We start from the raw sequence: 22,390 nt of genomic DNA on the forward strand, positions 1-22,390 counted from the left end.
AAAATTTATTCAGAGGGTTTTCTCTTTTTAATCATTAAGCTTTAATACAGCCATAAACGCTTCTTGCGGGATTTCTACATTACCCACTTGGCGCATACGTTTTTTACCTTTCTTTTGTTTCTCCAAAAGCTTACGTTTACGAGAAATATCACCACCATAACATTTTGCAGTAACATCTTTACGTAAAGCCTTTACGGTTTCTCGAGCTATAATTTTTGCTCCGATTGCCGCTTGTATTGGAATATCAAATTGCTGTCGCGGAATTAACTCTTTTAATTTCTCGCACATTTTCTTACCAATATCATAAGCATTATCAACGTGTAATAAGGCAGATAAAGCATCAACATTACTTGCATTAAGAAGAACATCTACTTTTACCAATTTAGATTGTCTTAAACCAATAGGAGTATAATCAAAAGAGGCATAACCTTTAGAAACAGTTTTTAAACGATCATAGAAATCAAAAACAATCTCAGCTAAAGGCATATCAAAAGAAAGTTCAACTCTCTCTGTAGTTAAGTAAGTTTGAGCGGTAATCTCCCCTCTTTTTTCTATACATAAAGACATTACTGGGCCAACAAAGTCGGCTTTTGTAATAATGGTCGCTTTTATAAAAGGCTCTTCTACTCGATCTAATTTAGAAGGTTCGGGTAAATCTGATGGATTGTTTACTAAAACTATCTCATCTGGATTTTTATTGGTAAAAGCGTGGTAAGATACGTTAGGTACGGTAGTAATTACCGTCATATCAAATTCTCGCTCTAATCTTTCCTGAATAATTTCTAAGTGCAACATTCCTAGGAAACCACATCTAAACCCGAATCCTAATGCCGCCGAACTCTCTGGTGTAAATACTAAAGAAGCGTCGTTTAATTGAAGCTTTTCCATCGAAGAACGCAATTCTTCATAATCTTCTGTATCTACAGGGTAAATCCCTGCAAAAACCATTGGTTTTACATCTTCAAAACCTGCGACTGCTTCGGTAGTTGGGTTTTTAGCATCGGTAATAGTATCTCCTACTTTTACTTCTCTAGCATCTTTAATCCCCGTTATTAAGTAACCTACATCTCCGGTTTTAATTTCTTTTTGAGGAAATTGTTTTAAGCGTAACGTTCCTACTTCATCAGCAAAATAATTTTTATCTGTAGCTACAAACTTTATATTTTGTCCTTTTTTAATACTTCCGTTAATGACTCTAAAGTAGGTTTCTACTCCACGAAAAGGATTGTAAACCGAATCAAAGATTAAGGCTCTTAATGGAGCATCTACTTTTCCTGTAGGTGCTGGAACACGTTCGATAATTGCAGTTAAAATTTCTTCAATTCCTATACCCGTTTTGGCACTTGCTGGAATCACTTCCGAGGCATCGCAACCTAAAAGATCTACGATATCATCGGTTACTTCTTCGGGATTTGCACTAGGTAAATCTACTTTATTAAGAACAGGAATAATTTCTAAATCATTTTCTAAAGCCAAATAAAGGTTAGAAATGGTTTGTGCTTGTATACTTTGTGCGGCATCAACTACCAATAGCGCACCTTCGCAGGCGGCAATAGAACGAGAAACTTCATAAGAGAAATCTACGTGTCCAGGAGTATCAATGAGGTTTAAAACAAATTCTTCTCCATTGTGTTGATAATTCATTTGTATGGCGTGACTTTTAATGGTAATACCACGTTCACGTTCTAAATCCATACTATCTAATAACTGCTCTTGTTTTTCACGGTCGGTTACAGATCCTGTAAAATCTAATAATCTATCGGCTAAGGTACTCTTACCGTGATCAATATGTGCGATTATACAAAAATTCCTTATATGCTTCATAACATCTTCTTAGTTCTTACACGCTCTTTTCAAAATTCCTTGCTTCGATTTGCTGTAAGATATTTTTGCAAATATAGTTTTTTGAAAAACAATACAAGACGCTAAGAATCACTAAGAATATATTATATTGGCATTTTGATAAATAAAAAGGTAATATATTTTGCAATTTTTTTTTAAATATTTATTAATACTCCTAACATTTTCACCTTTCATCACTTTTGCACAATATGAAATTAGTGGAAAAATTGTAGATAATGCTAATAAGCCTATTAGCTACAGCAATATTTCACTACATACCAAGATAGACTCTACTTTTGTAAAAGGAACCATTACGGAAGAAAACGGAAGTTTTTTGATGGAAGAGATTGAGGAAGGGGAATATCATCTAAAGGTGAGTTTTGTAGGTTATCAAACCAAAATTATTCCTGTAAAAGTAGATAACGATAAACAAATTGATACTATTCAATTAAAAGAAGAAACTGCACAACTTAGTGATATAAAAATATATTCAAAAAAACCTAGAATTATAAAAGAGGTAGATCGAATTATTTTTGACGTGGAAAACACAAGTCTTTCTAGCGGAAATAGTTGGGACATCTTAAGCAAAACTCCAGGTGTTATTAATATAAATGGAGATTTGAAAATTAGAAATACTTCGGCCACTGTTTATATAAATGACAAAAAAGTATATTTAACCTCTAGTGAGTTAAAACAATTTTTAGATGGTCTTTCGGCAGAAAATATAAAGCAAATAGAAGTAATAAGAAACCCGCCGGCTAAATACGATGCAGGAAACGGACCTATATTAAATATCGTTACAACAAAAAATCATACTCCAGGTTACAAAGCAAGCCTTAACGGAAATTATACTCAAGCAATCTTTCCTAAATATAACTTGGGAACGAGTCACTTCTATAAAAATGAAAAACTCAATTTGTTTGCTAATTATAACTTTACAAAAGCCAAACATTTTAAAGAAGATGAAAGCTATATCAATTTTTTAAATAATAAAGAAGTATTTCAATATTGGGATACAGATTTTAATAAAACTACACAAGAGCAACAACACAATATTAATCTTGTATTAGATTATCAATTTGATGAGAAAAATAAAATTAGTCTTAACGGAACAAGTTTGTTAACCCCTAAAAAAGATTTGGATAATAATGGAAGAACAAGAATTTTTGACAACAATAGAGTATTAGATTCTAGTTTTACAACCAACAGTCAGTTACAAAATGACCTTTTTAATGCTGCTGTAGACCTCACTTTTTCACATAATTTTGAGAAAGAAAACACCCAATTAAGTTTAAATGCCCATGCTACCTATTTTGAACAAAATAATGATCAGCAACTGCTCACTCAATATTTTAATAACGAAAATTTACTTTTAACGGAAAACAGCTTTTCTTCAGAAGGATACCAAAAAATAAATATCTATGCAGGTCAAGCCGATTTTGAAACAGTCTTTGACACCTATAAGTTTTTAGCAGGAGCAAAATTTGCTTTTATAAACTCTACGAGTAGTTTATTCTTTTATGATGTACGAACCTCCTCAGAAACTTTTCAAGGAAATCATTTAACTGATAAGTTTACTTATAATGAAGCGATAAGCGCTGTTTATACTTCAGTAAGTAAAGATTGGAGTAAATGGAAGGCAAAAGCTGGGTTGCGAGTTGAAAACACTTATAGAGAAGGAAACTCAGTTGCTTTAAACCAAGAAACAAATAGAAATTACACCAATTTTTTTCCCTCTTTATTTATTTCATATCAAGCAGCAGAAAATTATAGTTTTAGTTTTGATTATGGAAGAAAAATAGCTCGTCCTAGTTATACCAGCTTAAACCCTTTTAGATATTATATTAATGAAAATAGCTACCAGGCAGGGAATCCTAATTTAAACGCAGCTTTAAGTAATAGTTTTAATCTTAACTATACTTATAAAGACGCATACTCTTTTGATTTTTATTTCCGTGATAACGGAGAAAATGTCGCCCAATTGGTTTTTCAAAATAATGAAAATCAATTTTTACGAAGTGTCCAAGCCAATATGTTAGAAAGTAAATCTTACGGCATTGATTTTTTACATGGTCGCTCATTAAAAAATTGGTGGTATGCACAAGTTGTTTTTTCAGGTTTTCATGAAGAAGAAACGTTTGTTGCGCTTGAAAGTAATAATGCTGAGGTAACCAATGATATTAATGGTTTTTACCTGTCTTTGTATAACGGACTTACGCTTTCTAAAGATGGAACATTTACAGGAGATGTAACTTTTTTGTACATTTCTTCCCTTTTACAAGGATCATATCAATTAGACGATATGCTTAACCTTTCTTTAGGAGTTCGTAAAACCATTTGGGATAACCGAGCCGAGCTTTCTCTACACCTAGCCGATGCTTTTAACAGTTATGCTACGCAGTTAAATTCTACATATCTTAACCAAGATAACGGTTTTTTTGCCCAACCAGAAAATAGGTATATACGTTTAGGTTTTAAATACTACTTTGGAAATTTTAGACTCAAAGACAATCAACGTACTATTAATAATCAAGAACGAGAGCGTTTGTAAAATAGTTTTAAGAGTTTAAAAATAACAGTTCAATCTTATTTACTAATTTTGCAACCTAAACAAAAAGAATTCGATTTTGGCAAAAATAGGAGATATAGAAGTAGGAGAGTTCCCGTTACTTTTGGCACCTATGGAAGATGTAAGCGATCCTCCATTTAGAGCACTGTGCAAAGAGCAAGGAGCAGATGTAGTATATACAGAATTTATTTCTTCAGAAGGATTAATTCGTGATGCTGCAAAAAGTGTCATGAAACTCGATATTTATGAGAAAGAACGCCCTGTAGGAATTCAAATTTTTGGAGCCAATCTAGAATCGATGTTAGAATCGGTAGAGATTGTAGAAAAATCGGGTCCAGATATTATAGATATCAATTTTGGTTGTCCCGTTAAAAAAGTAGTTTCTAAAGGAGCTGGCGCCGGAATTTTAAAAGATATAGATTTGATGGTTTCCTTAACGGAAGCGATGGTAAAACATACCAACTTACCTATTACTGTAAAAACACGTTTGGGTTGGGATCACGACTCCATAAAAATTATTGAAGTAGCCGAACGTTTACAAGATGTTGGTTGCAAAGCCATTTCTATTCACGGAAGAACACGTGCACAAATGTATAAGGGTGAAGCCGATTGGAAACCTATAGCCGATGTAAAAAATAACCCTCGAATGCACATTCCTGTCTTTGGTAACGGAGATGTAGATACGCCCGAAAAAGCGGTTAAAATGAGAGATGAGTTTGGTTTAGACGGAGCTATGATTGGGCGGGCAAGTATTGGTTACCCTTGGTTTTTTAGAGAAGTAAAACACTTTTTTGAAACGGGAGAACATTTAGATCCTCCAACTATGGCAGAGCGTTTAGAAGCTGCAAGAAGACACCTACAAATGGCCATAGATTGGAAAGGAGATAAATTAGGCGTTTTTGAAACTCGTCGTCACTACACCAATTACTTTAAAGGAATTCCGCATTTTAAAGAACATCGAATGAAGATGGTTACTAGTGATGAGGCCGAAGATGTGTTTAAAGCTTTTGATGAAGCCGAAAAAGAGTTTGGAGATTTCCAATTCACCTAAATCTAAGTCAAAACTTTAGTAATTCTCGTGGTACCAATATAGGTGGCTGTAATTCCTAATACCATAATGGTAGCAAAGACCACTAGAATATTTTCAGCTTTTAGAGCTACAGGATAAGGTAAGGTAGGCGTAATCATAATAAGGTCAAATTGTAATTGTAATAAAATAATAACAATCCCAAGCATCAATCCTAAAGCCCCACCAACAAGGGTTAATAATGTTCCTTGTAACAAAAATATGCGTTTAATTCCTTTGGCAGAAGCACCTAAATGATGAAGCGTTCGTATGTTGTGTTGTTTATCTAAAATGGCCATAACAATGGCTCCACCAACATTAAAAAGGGCTATAATAAGAACTAAAGTAAAAATAAGATATACCGCTAAATTTTCCGTATTCAACATTTTGTATAACTTATCATTTAACTGAATTCTGTTTTTGATGATAACCTTTTTACCAAGAATAGAAACGATTTGTTCTTTAATACCATTTTCATCTGCATCTGGATTTAACTTTATTTCTAAAGCAGAAAATTCATTCTCTTTTAACTGAAGTAATTCTTCCGCAAAGAAAAAAGGAGTAAATACATACTTAGAATTGAGGTCTTCATTAATACTATAAACTCCAGTTACTAAAGCAGACTTGGTTGAAAAAGCATCGCTTATTTGCGAGATTTGTCCTGTTCCTGGTTTAGGGACCATGATTTTTAAAGCATCACCATAACCACCAATACCTAAAGATAATTTTCTTGAAATGGCACTACCAATCACTACTTGATTTTCTTGTGGATGAACCCAAACACCTCCAATCAAAGAACTATCTACAGGGTTTACATTTAGATATTCTTTATCTATAGATTTAATATTCGCAGGGGTATGCTTATTATCAAAACTTAATAAAACCCGTTCTTCAATAATTTTAGAAAATGCTTGAACTCCCTGCAAAGCTTTAATTTGTTCTAATTCTTTTTGACCTACAATAAGTGTTTTTCCGCTTGACGGAAGAACTTTTAAATCGGGATCAAATTCATTAGAAAATGAAACGCTAAACTCTTTTAATCCTGCAAATCCAGAAAGTACAATAAAGAGTGCCAACGCTCCGGCAAATACACCTATTCCCGCAATGATGGTAATAATATTAATAGCACTATTTTTACTTTTAGTGGCTAAGTACCGCTTTGCTATGTAATAGGAGAAATTCAAATTAAGATTTTTTTCTTTTATCTAAAAGATTCGGATTTTCAATAGGGTTTTCTTTACCCTTTACCGCTTCATCAATTTTCTCTATATAGTCTAAAGAATCATCTAGAAATAAGTCCAAATCGGGCATTTTTCTTAATTGATTTTTTGTTTTTAAAGCTACTTGATGTTTTAAAAGATGTCTAATTTCTCTTAATTCTTCTAAAAGGGCTGCCCCTTGAGAACTAGGGAAAATACTTAAGTATGCCTTGGCGATTGATAAATCTGTCGTTACTTTCACTTTCGAAACCGAAATTATAATATTGGTTTTTCCAGCATTTCTAAGTTCTTGCTGTATCACATCGGCTAAATCTTTTTGTAAGACTCCACCTATTTTTTTCTGTCTGTTTGTTTCTTCCATATGGCAAAAATAGCCTTTTTAAAAGTTATAGTATTTTTGTAAAACAAAATTTTAATAAAAATGGATAAAATTGAACATATTGGGATTGCCGTTAATAACATTGAAGAAGCAAATATTACTTACGAGAAGTTATTAGGAGCAGCTCCATACAAACAAGAAGAAGTTGAAAGTGAAGGAGTAAAAACCTCATTCTTTAAAACCGGCGAAAGTAAAATTGAACTTTTAGATGCTACAAACGAAAATAGCCCTATCGCTAAATTCTTAAAGAAAAAGGGCGAAGGTATTCATCACATTGCATTTGCAGTAGAAGATATTAAAAAAAAGATAGAAGAATTGAAAACCGAAGGCTTTGTTGTGCTAAATGAAACTCCTAAACTAGGGGCAGATAACAAGTTAGTAGCTTTTCTCCATCCAAAATCTTCGCACGGAGTTTTGGTTGAATTATGCCAAGAAATAAAAAAGTAAGATTTTTATTGGGAGATATCATAGATATGACTATTTTTGCCTCCTGATTTCGGTCCCATAGCTCAGCTGGTTAGAGCACCTGACTCATAATCAGGGGGTCCATGGTTCGAGCCCATGTGGGACCACAAGCGTAAATATTTAAATATCCCCTTAATGTTTTATAATGTTATAGGGGATTTATATATTTAATGATCATTTAATGTAGGAGATTTCCTTAAGTGTTAAAGATTTTATTATTTTAGCCTTCGTTATGAAGAAGAAGTATTTGAAAATTACAATTTTAACACTTGCAATGATGTGTATATCTTTGCAGTCTTTTTCTTTCCAGACAACAAAAAGTCCTCCTCCTCCTCAAAATACTACTAGAGGTCCAGGAATCCCTCCTCCAGGATTACCTATAGACGGCTTATTAACTTATTTACTTATAGGAGGAAGTGTTTTTGGAATAAGACAACTAAGAAAAAAAGAAGACTAGCTTCTTAAATCTAAAAGTCTTTGCACATATTTTCCAATCACATCAAACTCTAAGTTTACAATTGCTCCTTCTTTAAGACATTTAAATGTAGTATGTTCATATGTATAAGGAATAATAGCTACGCTAAAACTATCTCTTTGACTATTTACTACAGTTAAGCTAACACCATTTACAGTAATAGATCCTTTTTCTATAGTAACATTATTTAAGGTAGAATCGTAGGCAAAAGTGAAAATGTGACTTCCATTTTGCTCTTGTATTTGAGTACAAGTTGCCGTTTGATCGACATGACCTTGGACAATATGTCCGTCTAATCTAGCATTCATCATCATTCCTCTTTCTAAATTTACTATATCTCCAATTTCAAGAGAAGACAAATTAGTTTTATCTAGTGTTTCTTTAATTGCTGTTACCGTATAATTTTTATTCTCTATAGAGGTAACTGTCAAACACACTCCATTATGGGCGACACTTTGGTCAATTTTTAACTCTTCGGTAAAGGAAGACTCAACGGTGAGATGTAAGTTATCATTTTCTTGAGTTAAGTTGATAATTTTCCCAAGTACTTCTACTATTCCTGTAAACATAGTTATTAATAATTAGTTACCTTTGTTTGAGCAAAAATAGATATTATTTTGATGAAAAAAGCACATAAGGTAAGAGTTGGAATAAGTATAGGTGATTTAAACGGAATTGGCAGTGAGGTTATTTTAAAGACTTTCGCCGATCAACGCATGTTAGATTTTTGTACTCCAGTGATTTTTGCAAATAATAAATTGCTTTCTTTTTATAAAAAGCATTTTAAAATGAATATTAATTTTCAAGGAGTAGACGACGCGCAGAAAATTATTGATGGTAAGTTTAATGTGGTCAATATCTGGAAAGATAATTTGAAAATTAATTTCGGAGAAGAAGATAAATTTTTAGGAAAGTTTACACTTCAGTCTTTAGAGGCATCAACGCAAGCTTTAAAAAATGGGGATATTGATACTTTAGTTACTGCTCCTATTAATAAGAATGTAATTCAATCAGATAAATTTAATTTTCCTGGACACACCGATTATTTAGCTAAACATTTAGGGGGAGGAGAAAGTCTAATGTTCATGATTTCTCAAAATTTAAAAGTGGGATTACTTACAGATCATGTGGCTGTAAAAGAAGTTTCAGAAGTCATTACACCTTCTCTCATAGAAAAGAAAGTAAATATGATTTCTAATTCGCTTAAAGCGGATTTTAAAGTAAGAAAACCAAAAATAGCTATCTTAGGGATTAACCCACATAGCGGAGATAATGGAGTGATAGGCAAAGAAGATGAAGAAGTTTTAAAACCTACCATCAAGAAATTACAAGATAAAGGAAACTTAGTATATGGACCTTATGCTGCAGATAGTTTCTTTGGCACAAAAAATTATCAGAACTTTGATGCAGTAGTTGCAGCATATCACGATCAAGGATTAATTCCTTTTAAAACCTTATCTTTTGGCAATGGAGTTAACTTTACTGCAGGATTAGAAAAAGTGAGAACCTCTCCAGATCATGGAACAGCCTACGAAATTGCTGGAAAAGGAGAAGCAGATTATACCTCATTCAAAGAAGCAGTATTTGCTTCAATAGAGATATTTAAGAATCGCAAAGAGTATGAAAAGCTTACCAAAAACCCACTAAAAAAACAGAATAAAAAATTATAAACATTTTTTTGTTAATAAAGATAGTTAATTCATTATATTTTATATATTTGCACGCCTGAAATTGACGATGTGATGAAGAAATTAAAAGAGTTTACCATCCCATTTGTGGGATTAAAGATAGGAAGGCATCATTACGATTATCATATAGATAATACGTTCTTTGAATATTTTGAGTACGAAGATTTTAATGATATCGATGTAAAAGTAGATTTGACTTTTGAGAAAAAGTCAACTATGCTAGAGCTCGATTTTCATGTTCATGGTAACATTAACATTAATTGTGATGTCACCAATGAGCCCTATGATCAACCGGTAGAGAATAACATTTCTTTAGTGGTGAAATTTGGAGAAGAATTTAATGATGAAAATGAAGAGTTGCTTATTTTGCCTCACGGGGAATACGAAATAAAAGTGCAACAATACATCTACGAAGCCATTGTTTTGGGAATTCCTATAAAAAGGATTCACCCAGGTGTAGAAGATGGAACATTAGACTCAGACATACTTGATAAACTAGAAGAATTACAGCCTAAAATTGGGCAAGAAAAAGAAGAAGAAGTAAATGAGGTAGACCCTCGCTGGAATAAATTAAAAAACCTATTAAACGATAAAAATTAATACTTAGCTATGGCACATCCTAAGAGAAAAATATCTAAGACCAGAAGAGATAAAAGAAGAACGCACTATAAGGCGAAAGCACCACAAATAGCTACAGATCCTACTACAGGAGAAGCGCACTTATACCACAGAGCTCACTGGCACGAAGGAAAACTTTATTATAGAGGTCAAATCCTTATTGATAATACTGAAGAAGTTGAAGCTTAGAGATTAAGCTCATAGAAATTATAAAAAACTCTCGCTCAAAAGGCGAGGGTTTTTGTTTTTTTAAGACCTTTTGGCTTATAAAACTACAAATGTTTGAGTTAATAAGTTGAATAAGTGGCAAAAACATATTACTTTGCACCTTAGTTTTAGAATTTAAAAAATTTCTAAAATCATTAATGTAGGGAAACCTACTTTTGTGAAATAAAATCCATTTTATGAACAAAATTAAAGCAGCAATAACAGCTGTAGGATCTTATGTGCCCGATGACATTTTAACTAATAAAATGTTAGAAGAAATGGTAGAAACCAATGATGAATGGATTACTACTAGAACAGGTATAAAAGAAAGAAGAATACTAAAAGATCCTAATAAAGGAACCTCTTATTTAGGTATACAAGCCGCAAAAAACCTTATAGAAAAAAATAATATCGATCCTTTAGAGATCGATTTATTAATTTTTGCAACCACCACCCCAGATCTTCCTGTTGCTTCAACAGGAGCCTATACCGCTTCTCAGTTAGGTGCAACCAACGCTTTTTCATACGATTTACAAGCTGCTTGCTCTAGTTTTCTTTACGGAATGTCTACTGCAGCTAGCTATATAGAATCTGGTAGATATAAAAAAGTTTTAGTTATAGGCGCAGATAAAATGTCTTCTATAATTGATTATACCGATAGAGCTACGTGTATCATTTTTGGTGATGGTGCAGGAGCCGCACTTTTTGAACCTAATGAAGAAGGATTTGGATTACAAGATGAATTTTTAAGAAGTGATGGTATAGGAAGAAATTTTTTAAAAATTGATGCAGGAGGTTCACTCTTACCAGCAAGTCAAGAAACAGTTGTCAATAGACAACATTACGTACAGCAAGATGGTAAAACCGTATTTAAGTATGCAGTTTCCAATATGGCTGGAGTAAGTGAAAAAATAATGAAACGAAACAACTTAAAGGAAGAAGATGTAAATTGGTTGGTAGCACATCAAGCTAACAAACGTATTATAGATGCTACAGCCAAGAGAATGGGATTAAGCGAAGAGAAAGTGCTTATGAATATTCAGCGTTATGGAAATACCACATCAGCAACATTACCTTTATTATTAAGTGATTACGAGAAACAATTTAAAAAAGGAGATAATTTAGTATTTGCTTCCTTTGGAGGCGGATTTACCTGGGGATCCATTTATTTAAAATGGGCGTATAACTCATAAATCAAAAATCTCGGTGTGTGCACTGGGAGATAAATATAAAAACTATTTTAAATTTTCGGGACAAACCTCGAGAGATTAGACCCTTACTGAGGGATTAAAAATGACAAATACCTTATAATTATGGAATTAAAGGAAATTCAAAATTTAATAAAATTTGTAGCTAAATCTGGAGCTAGCGAAGTAAAATTAGAAATGGATGATATCAAAATCACCATTAAAACTAGTTCAGACGAAAAAGAAACAACCATCGTTCAGCAAATCCCAATGGGAGGAATGCAGCCACAAATGCAAGCTCATCAACAAATGCAGCAACCAGCAGCTCCAACTCAAGAAGCTCCTGCTGCGACTCAAGATGCACCAGCTGCCGATGATGATTCTAAGTACATTACAGTAAAATCTCCAATTATCGGAACTTTTTACCGTAAACCATCTCCAGACAAACCTGCATTTATTGAGGTGGGAGATTCAATAAAAGAAGGAGACGTGCTTTGTGTAATTGAAGCAATGAAACTTTTCAACGAGATAGAAAGTGAAGTAAGCGGTAAGATTGTAAAAGTCTTAGTAGATGATTCTTCTCCAGTAGAATTCGATCAACCATTATTTTTGGTAGACCCTTCTTAATTTAACAATTAAGAGTAAAATTTTATTCTTAATAAATTTAAACACAACACCATGTTTAAAAAGATATTAATTGCCAATAGAGGTGAAATTGCACTACGTGTAATTAGAACCTGTAAAGAAATGGGAATCCAAACTGTGGCAGTATACTCAAAAGCAGATGCCGATAGTTTACACGTTCGTTTTGCAGATGAAGCTGTATGTATAGGTCCAGCACCAAGTAGTGATTCTTATTTAAAAATATCAAATATTATCGCTGCCGCGGAAATTACCAATGCAGACGCTATCCACCCAGGTTACGGTTTCTTGGCAGAGAATTCTAAATTCTCTAAAATTTGTCAAGAACACGATATCAAATTTATAGGAGCATCTCCAGAGATGATCGATAGAATGGGAGATAAAGCTTCGGCAAGAGCTACCATGCAATCAGCAGGAGTTCCTTGTATTCCAGGATCAGACGGACTTTTAGATGATTACGCAGACTGTCTTAAAACTGCCAAAAGTATGGGCTTTCCTGTAATGCTTAAAGCCACAGCAGGTGGTGGAGGTAAAGGAATGCGTGCCGTTTGGAAAGAAGAGCAACTTCAAGACGCTTGGGATTCAGCAAGACAAGAATCAAAAGCAGCATTTGGTAATGATGGTATGTATATGGAAAAGCTTATTGAAGAGCCTCGCCATATCGAAATACAAGTAGTAGGAGATAGCAAAGGAAAAGCTTGCCACCTTTCAGAAAGAGATTGCTCGGTACAACGTCGTCACCAAAAACTTACCGAAGAAACTCCATCGCCATTTATGACCGATGAACTTCGTGAGAAAATGGGTGAAGCTGCTGTAAAAGCTGCTGAATATATCAAATACGAAGGAGCAGGTACCGTAGAATTTTTGGTAGACAAGCACCGCAATTTCTACTTTATGGAAATGAATACTCGTATCCAAGTAGAGCATCCTATTACAGAGCAAGTAATCGATTACGATCTTATTAGAGAACAAATCTTAGTTGCGGCAGGAGTGCCAATTTCAGGAAAGAACTACTTCCCAAAATTACACTCTGTAGAATGTCGAATTAATGCCGAAGATCCATATAATGGGTTTAGACCTTCTCCAGGTAAAATTACTAATTTACACGCGCCAGGAGGTCACGGAGTAAGAATTGACACCCACGTATATAGTGGTTATTCAATTCCTCCTAACTACGATTCTATGATCGCGAAGTTAATTACAACAGCGCAAACTAGAGAAGAAGCTATCAATAAAATGAAGCGTGCTTTAGATGAATTTGTCATTGAAGGAGTGAAAACAACTATTCCATTTCACCGTCAATTAATGGATCATCCAGATTATTTAGCAGGTAACTACACCACTAAATTTATGGAAGATTTCGAAATGGACGATAAATATAAAAACGAATAATAGTACTACAAACCCTCAAGTTAGCTTGAGGGTTTTCTTTTTTATGGCGTTACCTAAAGGTCGGGCTATTCGCTATATCTTTTTAGGTGTTCCACGCAAAAAAGGATGCCGCTTCTATCCCTAACGCAAAAAACTTCCTTACTTTAGATAAAAAAAAGGAATGAATTTCTCCTATTGGGAAAAAACTACGTGGTTTAAACATATAGACTTCACCATTATTGGTAGCGGTATTACGGGTTTAAATTGTGCTTTGCAATTAAGAAAAAACCATCCTAAAGCAAAAATTCTCATTCTAGAACGTAATCTTTTACCTAACGGTGCCAGTACCAAAAATGCTGGCTTTGCTTGTTTTGGAAGCACATCAGAATTGTTAGACGATTTAAAAATTCACACCAAAGAAGAAATGCTCGCTTTGGTAAATAGGAGGGTAGAAGGCCTTCAAATTTTAAGAGAAACCATTGGTGATAAAGCTCTACAATTTAAAACCCACGGCGGTTACGAACTCTTTACGGAAGAAAATAAAACCTTATTTAAATCCTGTGAGTCTCAATTAAAAACATTGAATGAGTTGTTATTTCCTATTTTTAAAGAGGAAGTATTTAGTGTAGTAGATAATAATTTTGGCTTTAAGAAAATTCAGCAGCAGCTCATATTTAACAAGTTTGAAGGACAACTTGATACCGGTAAAATGATGCAAGCATTAATGCACAAAGTTCATCATGCAAACATTCAAATTTTAAACGGAGTTGAGGTCTTAAAGTATGAAGAGAATCAAAATTCCGTTAAGGTAATGACTAATAATTTTGAATTAGAAACTCAAAAACTATGTATTGCTACCAATGGCTTTGCAAAGAAATTAAACATAGATGAGGTTAAACCTGCTAGGGCACAGGTTTTGATTACGAAACCGATTAAAAACCTTCACATACAAGGAACTTTTCATTTAGAAGAAGGCTATTATTATTTTAGAAATATCGACAATCGCATTTTGTTAGGCGGAGGTAGAAATCTTGATATGAAAGCAGAAGAAACCACACAAATGACACAAACAGCATTAATTCAGCGAAAGCTAGAAGAATTGCTGAAAGATGTTATTTTACCTCAAACGTTCTTTGAAATCGATCAGCGTTGGAGCGGAATAATGGGTGTGGGTAATAAAAAAAAACCTATCCTAGAAAAGTTATCTCCAAAGGTTTTCTGCGGGGTTCGACTTGGCGGAATGGGTGTTGCAATAGGTAGTTTAGTGGGAAAAGAATTAGCTAATTTATCTTCATAGCATATGAAAAGATTTTTACGATTTATAGGGAAACTTATTTTATGGTTTTTTGGACTCACTATTTTATGGGTGGTAGTTTACAAATGGGTTCCTGTTCCTATAACGCCTTTAATGGTGATAAGATATATAGAAGCTCCTTCAGAAAATAGAAATTTTTGGAAACACGATTGGGAACCTCTAGAAAATATTTCAGTTAATTTACAAAAAGCGGTGATTTGCAGTGAAGATCAAAACTTTATAAAACATAATGGTTTTGATATAAAAGCCATAGAAGAAGCTATCGAAAATAATAAAAAGGGAAAACGTTTACGTGGCGCCAGTACGATAAGCCAACAAACTGCTAAAAATGTCTTTCTATGGCCTGGTAGAAATTGGGTGAGAAAAGGTTTAGAAGTGTATTTCACCTTTTTAATTGAAACCCTTTGGAGTAAAGAGCGTATTTTAGAAGTATACCTTAATAGTATAGAAATGGGAAATGGTGTTTATGGCGCCGAAGCTGCTTCTATCTATTGGTTTAAAAAATCTGCGAATCAATTAACGGCGTCACAAGCGGCAGCGATTGCAGCGATCTTACCTAATCCGTTAAGTTATAAAGCGAATCCGCCATCGGGATATATTCAATCTAGAAAAGCTTGGATCACAAAACAAATGGGTTATTACGGTCCGTTAAAATTTAATGTAGAAGAAAAGAAAAAGTGAAAGTGAGAGAAGAACTTTTAAGATCTTGTCATACGTATGTAAATGAACGAATATTGCGTTTAGAGGCATCGGTTCGAGATTTAGAGCACGATTTAGGTAACGAAACTAAAAGTAGCGCAGGCGATAAATATGAGACTTCTAGAGAAATGATCAATGCAGAAATTTCTCAATTAGAACGGCAACTAAAAGAGTTTAAAAAACTGAAAGGAATTTTAAGTTTGCCGCAGCTTCAAAAAGCATCTACAGCAATTCAATTGGGGAGTATTGTAATCACAAATGCTGCTAATTATTTTGTAGCGATTCCTGTAGGAGAAGTCAATATCGATAAAGAGAAATTTTATGCCATAGGAATTAATTCGCCGATGGCTCAACTATTAAACGGAAAGCAAAAAGGTGATGTTTTTACTTTCCGTGAAAAAGAAGTCAAAATTTTAGACGTATATTAACGCAATTTATTTTCTATTAAATATTCTGCAATTTGTATAGCATTGGTCGCTGCACCTTTTCTTAAGTTATCGGCAACTATCCATAGCTGTAATGCTTTAGCATGAGAATGATCTTTTCTTACTCTACCTACAAAAACATCATTTTTTCCTTCAGCATAAATCGGCATAGGGTAGGTGTTTACACCAGGATTATCTTGTAAGGTAATACCTGGAGTTTCGCTTAAAAGCTTTTTAACATCGGTAATTTCAAAGTCATTTTCAAACTCGATATTCACCGATTCGCTGTGACCGCCTACTACTGGAATTCTTACCGCTGTAGCGGAAACTAAAACGGAATTATCGTTAAGAATTTTTTTAGTTTCGTGGGTGAGTTTCATCTCTTCCTTAGTGTAATCATTTTCTAAGAAAACATCACAATGAGGAATAGCATTGCGGTGAATAGGGTAAGGGTAAGCCATTTCTCCCTGTTCACCTTTATATTCATTTTCTAACTGTTGTACAGCTTTAACTCCTGTTCCTGTAATAGATTGGTAAGTAGAAACAATAACACGCTTAATTTTGTACTTATCGTGCAATGGTTTTAAAGTTAACACCAACTGTATCGTAGAGCAATTAGGGTTGGCTATAATTTTATCTTCTTGGGTTAAACTGCTAGCGTTAATTTCTGGAACTACTAGTTTTTTGGTAGGATCCATTCGCCACGCAGATGAATTATCGATTACGGTAATTCCTGCTTCAGCAAATTTTGGAGCCCATTCTTTTGAAGTATCTCCGCCTGCAGAAAATAGTGCAATATCTGGCTGTAAATCTACAGCGGTTTGAAGATTAACTACTTTATATTTCTTTCCTTTAAAATCTATTTCTTTTCCTACAGATTTTTCTGAGGCAACAGGAATTAATTCCGTTAACGGAAAATTTCTTTCTGCTAAAACTTTTAGCATTACTTTTCCCACCATTCCGGTGGCTCCAACTACGGCTATTTTCATGGGTTGAGTTTAAGTTTTATAAACGTTTAAAATTTATAAAATGTGGTTTTTGCAAAGGTATTATATATTTTAAGAATAGATTTTACATTTTTAGAATGTAATGAGAAGAAATCATAATTTTTAGTAATAAATCAAGATTATATTTTGTAATTTTTTATAATGAATTTTAGAAATAGATTTTTATCAATAATAAGTTTTGTAATAATACTTTTCATTCTTTTTTTGGCTATAAACAGGTGCAATAACAAATCAGATCAGATACAGGAAAATTTTTTTAGAAAATTTCCATTAAAATCCTATGGAACTATTTGCAGAGTAAAGAAGGGAAAAGGCAGTTTAAAATACTTTGTTACAGTTAAAGTGGATTCAAGTAACCTGAAAAATTATAAGAAGAAGAGTCCATTGGGAGTTTATTTTGCTGTCCAAAACAGTAATTATTTGGTTTTTGTTGATCATTACGGTAATTATGAAGTTAATGATAAAATATGTATTGGGTGTGGTGATAATATTATAAAATTAAATAGCAATACTGGAAATTTAAAATTTGAAAAGCTTAGAAAAAATGCAATGCTATTCAATGTTTCTCAACCCAATAAAAAAATTATAAAGCTACTCGAAGCAGGGTGCAATTAAAAATTATACAAAAAAAGACCCCGAACTGTTTTTCAACAATTCGGGGTTTAGTTATTTAATGAATGGTGTAGCGGTTACTACGTTATCTTTATGAAGTTGTATTTTGTCTTTTCAACTCATCTCTAATTTGAATAAGCAATTCTTCTTGAGTTGGTCCTGCAGGTGCTGCCACTGGTTTTGGATCTTCTTTTTTCTTTACTTTTTCATAATACTTTAAAAATAAGAAGATAAAAAGACCAACAATAATAAAGTTAATAATGGCTTGTATTAAGTTACCGTAAGTAATTACAGCAGCTTTTGCTTCTCTTGCCGCTTCTAAGCTTTCATAAGTTACGCCATCTAAGGAGATAAATTTTTTGGTGAAATCTATTCCACCTGTTAACATTCCTATGATAGGAGTGATGACATCTTTTACAAAAGAATCTACAATTGTTTTAAAAGCAGCGCCAATAACAACTGCTGTAGCAAGAGCAACGATATCGCCCTTCATTAAGAATTTTTTAAAGTCACTAAAGAACCCCATAATTTATTTTTGTTTGGTTAGTATAATTAAATATAGAATAAATTTTAAAATTATTCTATAATTTTTCTTTTTACTCGTTGAGAGACAGAGGTTATCAGTTCATAAGAGATGGTTCCGGCATTATGAGCAAATTCTTCGGCGCTTTTTTCTTTTCCGAAAAGGATGACCTCATCACCTTCTTTACAGTCAATTCCCGAAATATCTATCATAATCATATCCATACATACATTTCCAATGATGGGCGCTAGATGTCCGTTTATAGAAACATTTGTTTTTTGTTTTCCGTAAATTCTATTGATGCCATCGGCGTGACCTAAAGGCAAGGTAGCTGTTTTGGTATCTTTTTCGGCCCTAAACTTTCGGTTATAACCTACACTTTCGCCTTTTTTAATATGATGAATTTGAGAAATAATCGTTTTTAGGGTTCCTACAGGAATAAGCTGTTTATCAATTTCATCTGAATTTCCGTAGCCATAAAGTCCGATCCCTGTTCTTACCATATCAAAATGAGCTTCGGGATAATTTAAAATTCCGCTGGTATTACATAAATGTTTTAGTGGTTGATAACCAATACCTGCGATGATATCTTCACTCACTTTTTTAAATGTGCTTATTTGAGAGGTAGTAAATTCTTTTTCTTTTGGATCTTCACTTGCTGCTAGATGAGAAAAAATCCCGTCTACTTTTATACTAGAAGTCTGTTGCAACTTTTCAATGATTAACGGGGCTTCATCAGGGTCAAAACCAAGTCGGTTTAAACCTGTATTCAATTTTAAGTGAATAGGATAAAGCTGTTGATGGTTTGCTTCCGCGGAAGCGATAAAATGAGTAAGTACAAAATCACTATAAATACTCGGAGTAAGACAACGGTCTATAATTTCTTGAAAATGGGCAGACTGTGGATGAAGCACTAAAATAGGTTTGGTAATCCCTCCATTTCTCAATGCAACTCCTTCTTTGGTGTATGCAACTGCAAAATAATCTACTTCTAACTTCTCTAATCTTTTTGCTAAAGCTACAGAGTCACTCCCATACGCAAAAGCTTTGATCACCGCTAGTTTTTTTACTTGGCTATTTACTTTAGAAGCAAGGTAGCGGTAATTATGTTCTAAAGCTTTAAGATCTATTTCGAGAACAGTTTCTGAAGCTTTCATAGTTTTCTTTCTTCTTTAGGTAAAATCTCTTTTATTTCAATATCCATTTTTCTCACCTTTTGATCGAGCATAGCTTTGTAGTAGGCAGCCCTACTTAAAGGTTCATATTCTTCGGTTTCTCCTAAAAGTACTAAATCTTTACTGGCTGCTTTTCTAAAGCTGTATTGGGCTAAATTTCCCGTTCGTGTGCAAACAGCGTGTACTTTTGTCACATACTCTGCAGTGGCCATAAGATTAGGCATAGGTCCAAAAGGATTGCCTTTAAAGTCCATATCTAAACCAGCAACCACTACTCGAATTCCTTTATTTGCCAAATCGTTGCAAACGCTGACAATCTCATCATCGAAAAATTGAGCTTCATCAATGCCCACAACATCGCAACCATCTGCTAAAAGTCTAATGTTAGCAGCGGCAGGAACGGGTGTAGACCTAATTTCGTTAGCATCGTGAGAAATTACCATCTCATCATCGTAGCGCGTATCGATAGCGGGTTTAAAAATTTCTACTTTTTGTTTGGCAAACTGGGCTCGTTTTAACCTGCGAATAAGTTCTTCAGTTTTTCCTGAGAACATACTTCCACAAATTACTTCAATCCATCCAAATTGCTCTTCGTGATTTACGGTATTTTCGAGAAACATTTTGTAATTTTCAGCATTCAACAGGAAAATTCCTGTTAGAGTAAAGTTGAGATAAATTTACTAAAAATAAAGCTGCAGTAGCAAAGTAAATCATAAAGTTATGAAGAAGACCCTAGAAGCAGAGCTTATGAGTATAGCTCATAGAATTTTGCAATTAAAAAATAAAGCAGATGTTCATGAACTTAAAGCAGTAACTGGTGTATTGTACGAAAAACTTTCGGTGCTTTCTTTTACCGAAAAGTATTTTGATGGACCGCAACCCACTATTGGTAGAAAAAATATTGAAAAAACCTTAACGGAAGAAATTGTAGCTCCATCAAAATCAAAGAAAGAGGATAACACTTCTATTAAAGATGATGCTAGGCCTGATGGGACAGAACATAACACCCAAGCCATTACAGAACCCAATACCGAAAAAATTAAAGATATCGTAGCCTCTATGCCCCCAGAAACTCAGAAGGTAGATGAGGTGTTAGAGAACATCTTACCTCAAAAAGAGGAAGATAAAAAAGACGAATTTAGAAATTTAGGAGGTGTTCATTATGATGATTTACCTCAATTTGAAAGGCCTTCCGAAAAGAAAGTTGAGAAGAAGGAGAATAAAATTGCTCACGAAATAACCTCTACAGAAGAACCTCAGTTTGAAGAAAAAGAAGTTAAAAACGATATAGAAAAAGCGAAAGATGAGGATTTATTAACGGAAGAACAGCAAAATCTCTTTGGAATTATGCCAGAGTTTGAACGCAAAGAAGACTTTAATAGCAAACATTCTGACAAGAAAAAATCATTAAATGATCGTTTGAAAAAAGGAATTCAAATAGGACTTAATGATCGACTAAGCTATATCAAACATCTTTTTGATGGAGATGCATCAGACTACAACAGAGTGCTTTCTCAATTAAATACTATAGAGAGCTACCCTGAAGCAGAGAGATTTATAAATGAAGTCGTAAAACCAGACTATAATCATTGGGAGAATAAAGAGGTTTATGAAAATAGATTTCTTCAAGCTATCGAAAATAAATATGCTTAATGGGAAAATTATTTATTGTTCCTACACCTATCGGTAATTTAGAAGATATGACTTTTAGAGCCATTCGAGTTTTAAAAGAAGTTGATTTTATTTTAGCCGAAGACACACGAACCAGCGGAAAACTTTTAAAACATTTTGAAGTTTCTACACAAATGTACAGTCATCATATGCACAATGAGCATAAAACTTTAGAGATGATTGTAAATAGACTAAAACAAGGAGAAAATGTGGCATTAATAAGCGATGCAGGTACACCAGCAATTTCAGATCCGGGTTTTTTGTTAACACGTGCTTGTGTTGAAGAAGGTTTAGAAGTAGATTGCTTGCCGGGAGCTACCGCTTTTGTTCCTGCTTTAGTGAATAGTGGTTTGCCCAACGACAAATTTGTATTTGAAGGTTTTTTGCCCGTAAAAAAAGGAAGACAAACTCGGCTTCAACTCTTAGCGGAAGAAACTCGAACCATGATTTTTTATGAATCTCCGCATAAACTCTTAAAAACGCTTCAACATTTTAAAGAATATTTTGGAGGGGAACGGCAGATTTCTGTTTCAAGAGAAATAAGTAAGTTGCACGAAGAAACCCAGCGAGGTGAGGTACAAAAAGTATTAGAGTATTATACTCAAAAACCTCCTAAAGGTGAAATTGTAATTATTGTAGAAGGAAAAAAATAAGGTGGCTGCAAGCCACCTTATTTTACATTTAATAAGAATATTATTACTTAGAAGATTTTTCTAAAAGCATTAATGATTCTTTTGCATTAGAAAGTTCAGCGAATTTTTTGGCAGTATATCTTTCTTTGCTAGAGCGCATAGAAAGATCTGCTCCATTTTCAATAAGAAGCGTTAGGATCTCTACTTTATTATATCTTGCAGCATACATTGCTGGTGTTTTTCCTAAAGATTTTTGGTTGATATCTTCTCCTAAATCAATAAGTTGCTGTACCATTTTTAGATCTCCTTTTACGATTGCTTTACAAAAAGAGCTTAAAGTTTCGTTATTCTCGTTCATTTCGTAAATCGAAATAGAAACGGAAGGTTCATGATTTTCTAGAGCTGTTGCATAACTAGATGCTACTACCAAACTCATCGTGGCTAGTGTAAAAAATAATTTTCTCATAATGAATTAATTTTGATTAATGAATTAGTTTATAGTTACTTACTATATTCTAAAGACCAAATTAATTATTAAATGTTTCAAAAATCTTTAATAGATTTAAAGAAATGATTATTTTAAAGTAAGTTTTAATGACCAA

General features: G+C 33.6%; 25 protein-coding genes and 1 tRNA gene. 17 read left to right on the forward strand and 9 right to left on the reverse strand.

What is annotated here, in order from left to right; all coding sequences use genetic code 11:
* Positions 1–27: 27 nt before the first annotated feature.
* Positions 28–1,824, reverse strand: a complete 1,797-nt coding sequence (lepA, locus tag FT986_RS01880; protein WP_111539823.1) for a translation elongation factor 4 — start codon at positions 1,822–1,824, stop codon at positions 28–30.
* Between the two features lie 160 nt (positions 1,825–1,984).
* Between lepA and FT986_RS01885 the strand changes: the two genes are divergently transcribed.
* Positions 1,985–4,393: an outer membrane beta-barrel family protein gene (locus FT986_RS01885; RefSeq protein WP_147863568.1), complete on the forward strand. Its 2,409-nt coding sequence runs from the start codon at positions 1,985–1,987 to the stop codon at positions 4,391–4,393.
* A gap of 76 nt (positions 4,394–4,469) precedes the next feature.
* Positions 4,470–5,462, forward strand: coding sequence for a tRNA dihydrouridine synthase DusB (gene dusB, locus FT986_RS01890; RefSeq protein ID WP_147863569.1), 993 nt, complete (start codon positions 4,470–4,472; stop codon positions 5,460–5,462).
* A gap of 2 nt (positions 5,463–5,464) precedes the next feature.
* Here the strand turns inward: dusB and FT986_RS01895 are convergent, their stop codons facing one another.
* Together FT986_RS01895 and FT986_RS01900 are read right to left on the reverse strand one after the other, a co-directional pair.
* Entirely contained in the window at positions 5,465–6,661 is a 1,197-nt protein-coding gene (locus FT986_RS01895; RefSeq protein WP_147863570.1) for an ABC transporter permease, read from the reverse strand.
* A gap of 1 nt (position 6,662) precedes the next feature.
* Entirely contained in the window at positions 6,663–7,058 is a 396-nt protein-coding gene (locus FT986_RS01900) for a ribosome-binding factor A (protein ID WP_147863571.1), read from the reverse strand.
* 60 nt (positions 7,059–7,118) lie between these two features.
* On the opposite strand from FT986_RS01900, the gene mce reads away from it, so the two are divergent.
* The 3 genes from mce to FT986_RS01915 all read left to right on the forward strand — a co-directional run bounded on the left by mce (position 7,119) and on the right by FT986_RS01915 (position 7,998).
* Entirely contained in the window at positions 7,119–7,523 is a 405-nt protein-coding gene (gene mce / locus FT986_RS01905) for a methylmalonyl-CoA epimerase (protein ID WP_147863572.1), read from the forward strand.
* A 51-nt stretch (positions 7,524–7,574) separates the two neighbouring features.
* Positions 7,575–7,648 (forward strand) — tRNA-Ile (locus tag FT986_RS01910).
* A 125-nt stretch (positions 7,649–7,773) separates the two neighbouring features.
* Entirely contained in the window at positions 7,774–7,998 is a 225-nt protein-coding gene (locus FT986_RS01915; protein ID WP_187248551.1) for a PID-CTERM protein-sorting domain-containing protein, read from the forward strand.
* On the opposite strand, the gene FT986_RS01920 is transcribed toward FT986_RS01915, so the two are convergent.
* Positions 7,995–8,585, reverse strand: coding sequence for a riboflavin synthase (locus tag FT986_RS01920; RefSeq protein ID WP_147863574.1), 591 nt, complete (start codon positions 8,583–8,585; stop codon positions 7,995–7,997). The genes FT986_RS01915 and FT986_RS01920 overlap by 4 nt on opposite strands.
* A 51-nt stretch (positions 8,586–8,636) precedes the next feature.
* On the opposite strand from FT986_RS01920, the gene pdxA reads away from it, so the two are divergent.
* The 9 genes from pdxA to FT986_RS01965 all read left to right on the forward strand — a co-directional run bounded on the left by pdxA (position 8,637) and on the right by FT986_RS01965 (position 16,171).
* The gene (gene pdxA, locus FT986_RS01925) at positions 8,637–9,686 is read left to right on the forward strand and encodes a 4-hydroxythreonine-4-phosphate dehydrogenase PdxA (RefSeq protein WP_147863575.1); all 1,050 of its coding nucleotides are present in this window, start codon (positions 8,637–8,639) and stop codon (positions 9,684–9,686) included.
* Between the two features lie 72 nt (positions 9,687–9,758).
* Positions 9,759–10,304: a DUF177 domain-containing protein gene (locus FT986_RS01930; protein WP_147863576.1), complete on the forward strand. Its 546-nt coding sequence runs from the start codon at positions 9,759–9,761 to the stop codon at positions 10,302–10,304.
* 9 nt (positions 10,305–10,313) lie between these two features.
* Entirely contained in the window at positions 10,314–10,511 is a 198-nt protein-coding gene (gene rpmF, locus FT986_RS01935) for a 50S ribosomal protein L32 (RefSeq protein ID WP_111539809.1), read from the forward strand.
* A gap of 215 nt (positions 10,512–10,726) precedes the next feature.
* Positions 10,727–11,722, forward strand: a complete 996-nt coding sequence (locus FT986_RS01940) for a beta-ketoacyl-ACP synthase III (RefSeq protein ID WP_147863577.1) — start codon at positions 10,727–10,729, stop codon at positions 11,720–11,722.
* Between the two features lie 120 nt (positions 11,723–11,842).
* Entirely contained in the window at positions 11,843–12,343 is a 501-nt protein-coding gene (accB, locus tag FT986_RS01945; protein ID WP_147863578.1) for an acetyl-CoA carboxylase biotin carboxyl carrier protein, read from the forward strand.
* Between the two features lie 51 nt (positions 12,344–12,394).
* Positions 12,395–13,750 carry an acetyl-CoA carboxylase biotin carboxylase subunit gene (accC, locus tag FT986_RS01950; protein WP_147863579.1) on the forward strand — a complete coding sequence of 452 codons (1,356 nt, stop codon included), beginning with the start codon at positions 12,395–12,397 and terminating at the stop codon, positions 13,748–13,750.
* A 160-nt stretch (positions 13,751–13,910) separates the two neighbouring features.
* Positions 13,911–15,026, forward strand: a complete 1,116-nt coding sequence (locus FT986_RS01955) for an FAD-binding oxidoreductase (RefSeq protein WP_147863580.1) — start codon at positions 13,911–13,913, stop codon at positions 15,024–15,026.
* A 3-nt stretch (positions 15,027–15,029) separates the two neighbouring features.
* On the forward strand, positions 15,030–15,725 hold the full coding sequence (gene mtgA, locus FT986_RS01960; protein WP_147863581.1) for a monofunctional biosynthetic peptidoglycan transglycosylase: 696 nt from the start codon (positions 15,030–15,032) through the stop codon (positions 15,723–15,725).
* Between the two features lie 2 nt (positions 15,726–15,727).
* The gene (locus FT986_RS01965; protein WP_147863582.1) at positions 15,728–16,171 is read left to right on the forward strand and encodes a transcription elongation factor; all 444 of its coding nucleotides are present in this window, start codon (positions 15,728–15,730) and stop codon (positions 16,169–16,171) included.
* On the opposite strand, the gene FT986_RS01970 is transcribed toward FT986_RS01965, so the two are convergent.
* The gene (locus FT986_RS01970; protein WP_147863583.1) at positions 16,168–17,157 is read right to left on the reverse strand and encodes an aspartate-semialdehyde dehydrogenase; all 990 of its coding nucleotides are present in this window, start codon (positions 17,155–17,157) and stop codon (positions 16,168–16,170) included. The genes FT986_RS01965 and FT986_RS01970 overlap by 4 nt on opposite strands.
* Before the next feature lie 159 nt (positions 17,158–17,316).
* On the opposite strand from FT986_RS01970, the gene FT986_RS01975 reads away from it, so the two are divergent.
* Positions 17,317–17,790 (forward strand): hypothetical protein, encoded by a 474-nt coding sequence (locus tag FT986_RS01975; RefSeq protein WP_147863584.1) that lies wholly within the window; start codon positions 17,317–17,319, stop codon positions 17,788–17,790.
* 88 nt (positions 17,791–17,878) lie between these two features.
* Here FT986_RS01975 and mscL read toward each other — a convergent pair whose 3' ends face one another.
* The 3 genes from mscL to FT986_RS01990 are packed head-to-tail and all read right to left on the reverse strand — an operon-like array spanning position 17,879 to position 20,105.
* On the reverse strand, positions 17,879–18,313 hold the full coding sequence (gene mscL, locus FT986_RS01980; RefSeq protein ID WP_147863585.1) for a large conductance mechanosensitive channel protein MscL: 435 nt from the start codon (positions 18,311–18,313) through the stop codon (positions 17,879–17,881).
* Positions 18,314–18,363: 50 nt separating this feature from the next.
* On the reverse strand, positions 18,364–19,467 hold the full coding sequence (gene alr / locus FT986_RS01985) for an alanine racemase (RefSeq protein WP_147863586.1): 1,104 nt from the start codon (positions 19,465–19,467) through the stop codon (positions 18,364–18,366).
* Positions 19,464–20,105 (reverse strand): thymidine kinase, encoded by a 642-nt coding sequence (locus FT986_RS01990; protein ID WP_147863587.1) that lies wholly within the window; start codon positions 20,103–20,105, stop codon positions 19,464–19,466. Before FT986_RS01990 ends, alr begins: the two co-directional genes overlap by 4 nt.
* A 100-nt stretch (positions 20,106–20,205) precedes the next feature.
* On the opposite strand from FT986_RS01990, the gene FT986_RS01995 reads away from it, so the two are divergent.
* Positions 20,206–21,138: a hypothetical protein gene (locus FT986_RS01995; RefSeq protein ID WP_147863588.1), complete on the forward strand. Its 933-nt coding sequence runs from the start codon at positions 20,206–20,208 to the stop codon at positions 21,136–21,138.
* Positions 21,138–21,809, forward strand: a complete 672-nt coding sequence (rsmI, locus tag FT986_RS02000) for a 16S rRNA (cytidine(1402)-2'-O)-methyltransferase (RefSeq protein WP_147863589.1) — start codon at positions 21,138–21,140, stop codon at positions 21,807–21,809. Before FT986_RS01995 ends, rsmI begins: the two co-directional genes overlap by 1 nt.
* A 43-nt stretch (positions 21,810–21,852) precedes the next feature.
* Here the strand turns inward: rsmI and FT986_RS02005 are convergent, their stop codons facing one another.
* On the reverse strand, positions 21,853–22,254 hold the full coding sequence (locus tag FT986_RS02005) for an ankyrin repeat domain-containing protein (RefSeq protein WP_255505881.1): 402 nt from the start codon (positions 22,252–22,254) through the stop codon (positions 21,853–21,855).
* Positions 22,255–22,390 lie beyond the last annotated feature (136 nt).

This window comes from Mesonia sp. K4-1, from assembly GCF_008017825.1.
Taxonomy (GTDB): domain Bacteria; phylum Bacteroidota; class Bacteroidia; order Flavobacteriales; family Flavobacteriaceae; genus Mesonia.

Excerpts from the sequence above, each read along its gene's own strand:
- FT986_RS01995 (WP_147863588.1), top strand. The coding sequence starts at position 20,206 with ATGAAGAAGACCCTAGAAGCAGAGCTTATGAGTATAGCTCATAGAATT.
- accC (WP_147863579.1), top strand. The coding sequence starts at position 12,395 with ATGTTTAAAAAGATATTAATTGCCAATAGAGGTGAAATTGCACTACGT.
- FT986_RS01955 (WP_147863580.1), top strand. The coding sequence starts at position 13,911 with ATGAATTTCTCCTATTGGGAAAAAACTACGTGGTTTAAACATATAGAC.
- mtgA (WP_147863581.1), top strand. The coding sequence starts at position 15,030 with ATGAAAAGATTTTTACGATTTATAGGGAAACTTATTTTATGGTTTTTT.
- rpmF (WP_111539809.1), top strand. The coding sequence starts at position 10,314 with ATGGCACATCCTAAGAGAAAAATATCTAAGACCAGAAGAGATAAAAGA.
- rsmI (WP_147863589.1), top strand. The coding sequence starts at position 21,138 with ATGGGAAAATTATTTATTGTTCCTACACCTATCGGTAATTTAGAAGAT.
- accB (WP_147863578.1), top strand. The coding sequence starts at position 11,843 with ATGGAATTAAAGGAAATTCAAAATTTAATAAAATTTGTAGCTAAATCT.
- FT986_RS01900 (WP_147863571.1), bottom strand. The coding sequence starts at position 7,058 with ATGGAAGAAACAAACAGACAGAAAAAAATAGGTGGAGTCTTACAAAAA.
- FT986_RS01940 (WP_147863577.1), top strand. The coding sequence starts at position 10,727 with ATGAACAAAATTAAAGCAGCAATAACAGCTGTAGGATCTTATGTGCCC.
- FT986_RS01970 (WP_147863583.1), bottom strand. The coding sequence starts at position 17,157 with ATGAAAATAGCCGTAGTTGGAGCCACCGGAATGGTGGGAAAAGTAATG.
- FT986_RS01975 (WP_147863584.1), top strand. The coding sequence starts at position 17,317 with ATGAATTTTAGAAATAGATTTTTATCAATAATAAGTTTTGTAATAATA.
- FT986_RS01990 (WP_147863587.1), bottom strand. The coding sequence starts at position 20,105 with ATGTTTCTCGAAAATACCGTAAATCACGAAGAGCAATTTGGATGGATT.
- mscL (WP_147863585.1), bottom strand. The coding sequence starts at position 18,313 with ATGGGGTTCTTTAGTGACTTTAAAAAATTCTTAATGAAGGGCGATATC.
- FT986_RS01930 (WP_147863576.1), top strand. The coding sequence starts at position 9,759 with ATGAAGAAATTAAAAGAGTTTACCATCCCATTTGTGGGATTAAAGATA.
- alr (WP_147863586.1), bottom strand. The coding sequence starts at position 19,467 with ATGAAAGCTTCAGAAACTGTTCTCGAAATAGATCTTAAAGCTTTAGAA.
- mce (WP_147863572.1), top strand. The coding sequence starts at position 7,119 with ATGGATAAAATTGAACATATTGGGATTGCCGTTAATAACATTGAAGAA.
- lepA (WP_111539823.1), bottom strand. The coding sequence starts at position 1,824 with ATGAAGCATATAAGGAATTTTTGTATAATCGCACATATTGATCACGGT.
- FT986_RS02005 (WP_255505881.1), bottom strand. The coding sequence starts at position 22,254 with ATGAGAAAATTATTTTTTACACTAGCCACGATGAGTTTGGTAGTAGCA.
- FT986_RS01915 (WP_187248551.1), top strand. The coding sequence starts at position 7,774 with ATGAAGAAGAAGTATTTGAAAATTACAATTTTAACACTTGCAATGATG.
- pdxA (WP_147863575.1), top strand. The coding sequence starts at position 8,637 with ATGAAAAAAGCACATAAGGTAAGAGTTGGAATAAGTATAGGTGATTTA.
- FT986_RS01920 (WP_147863574.1), bottom strand. The coding sequence starts at position 8,585 with ATGTTTACAGGAATAGTAGAAGTACTTGGGAAAATTATCAACTTAACT.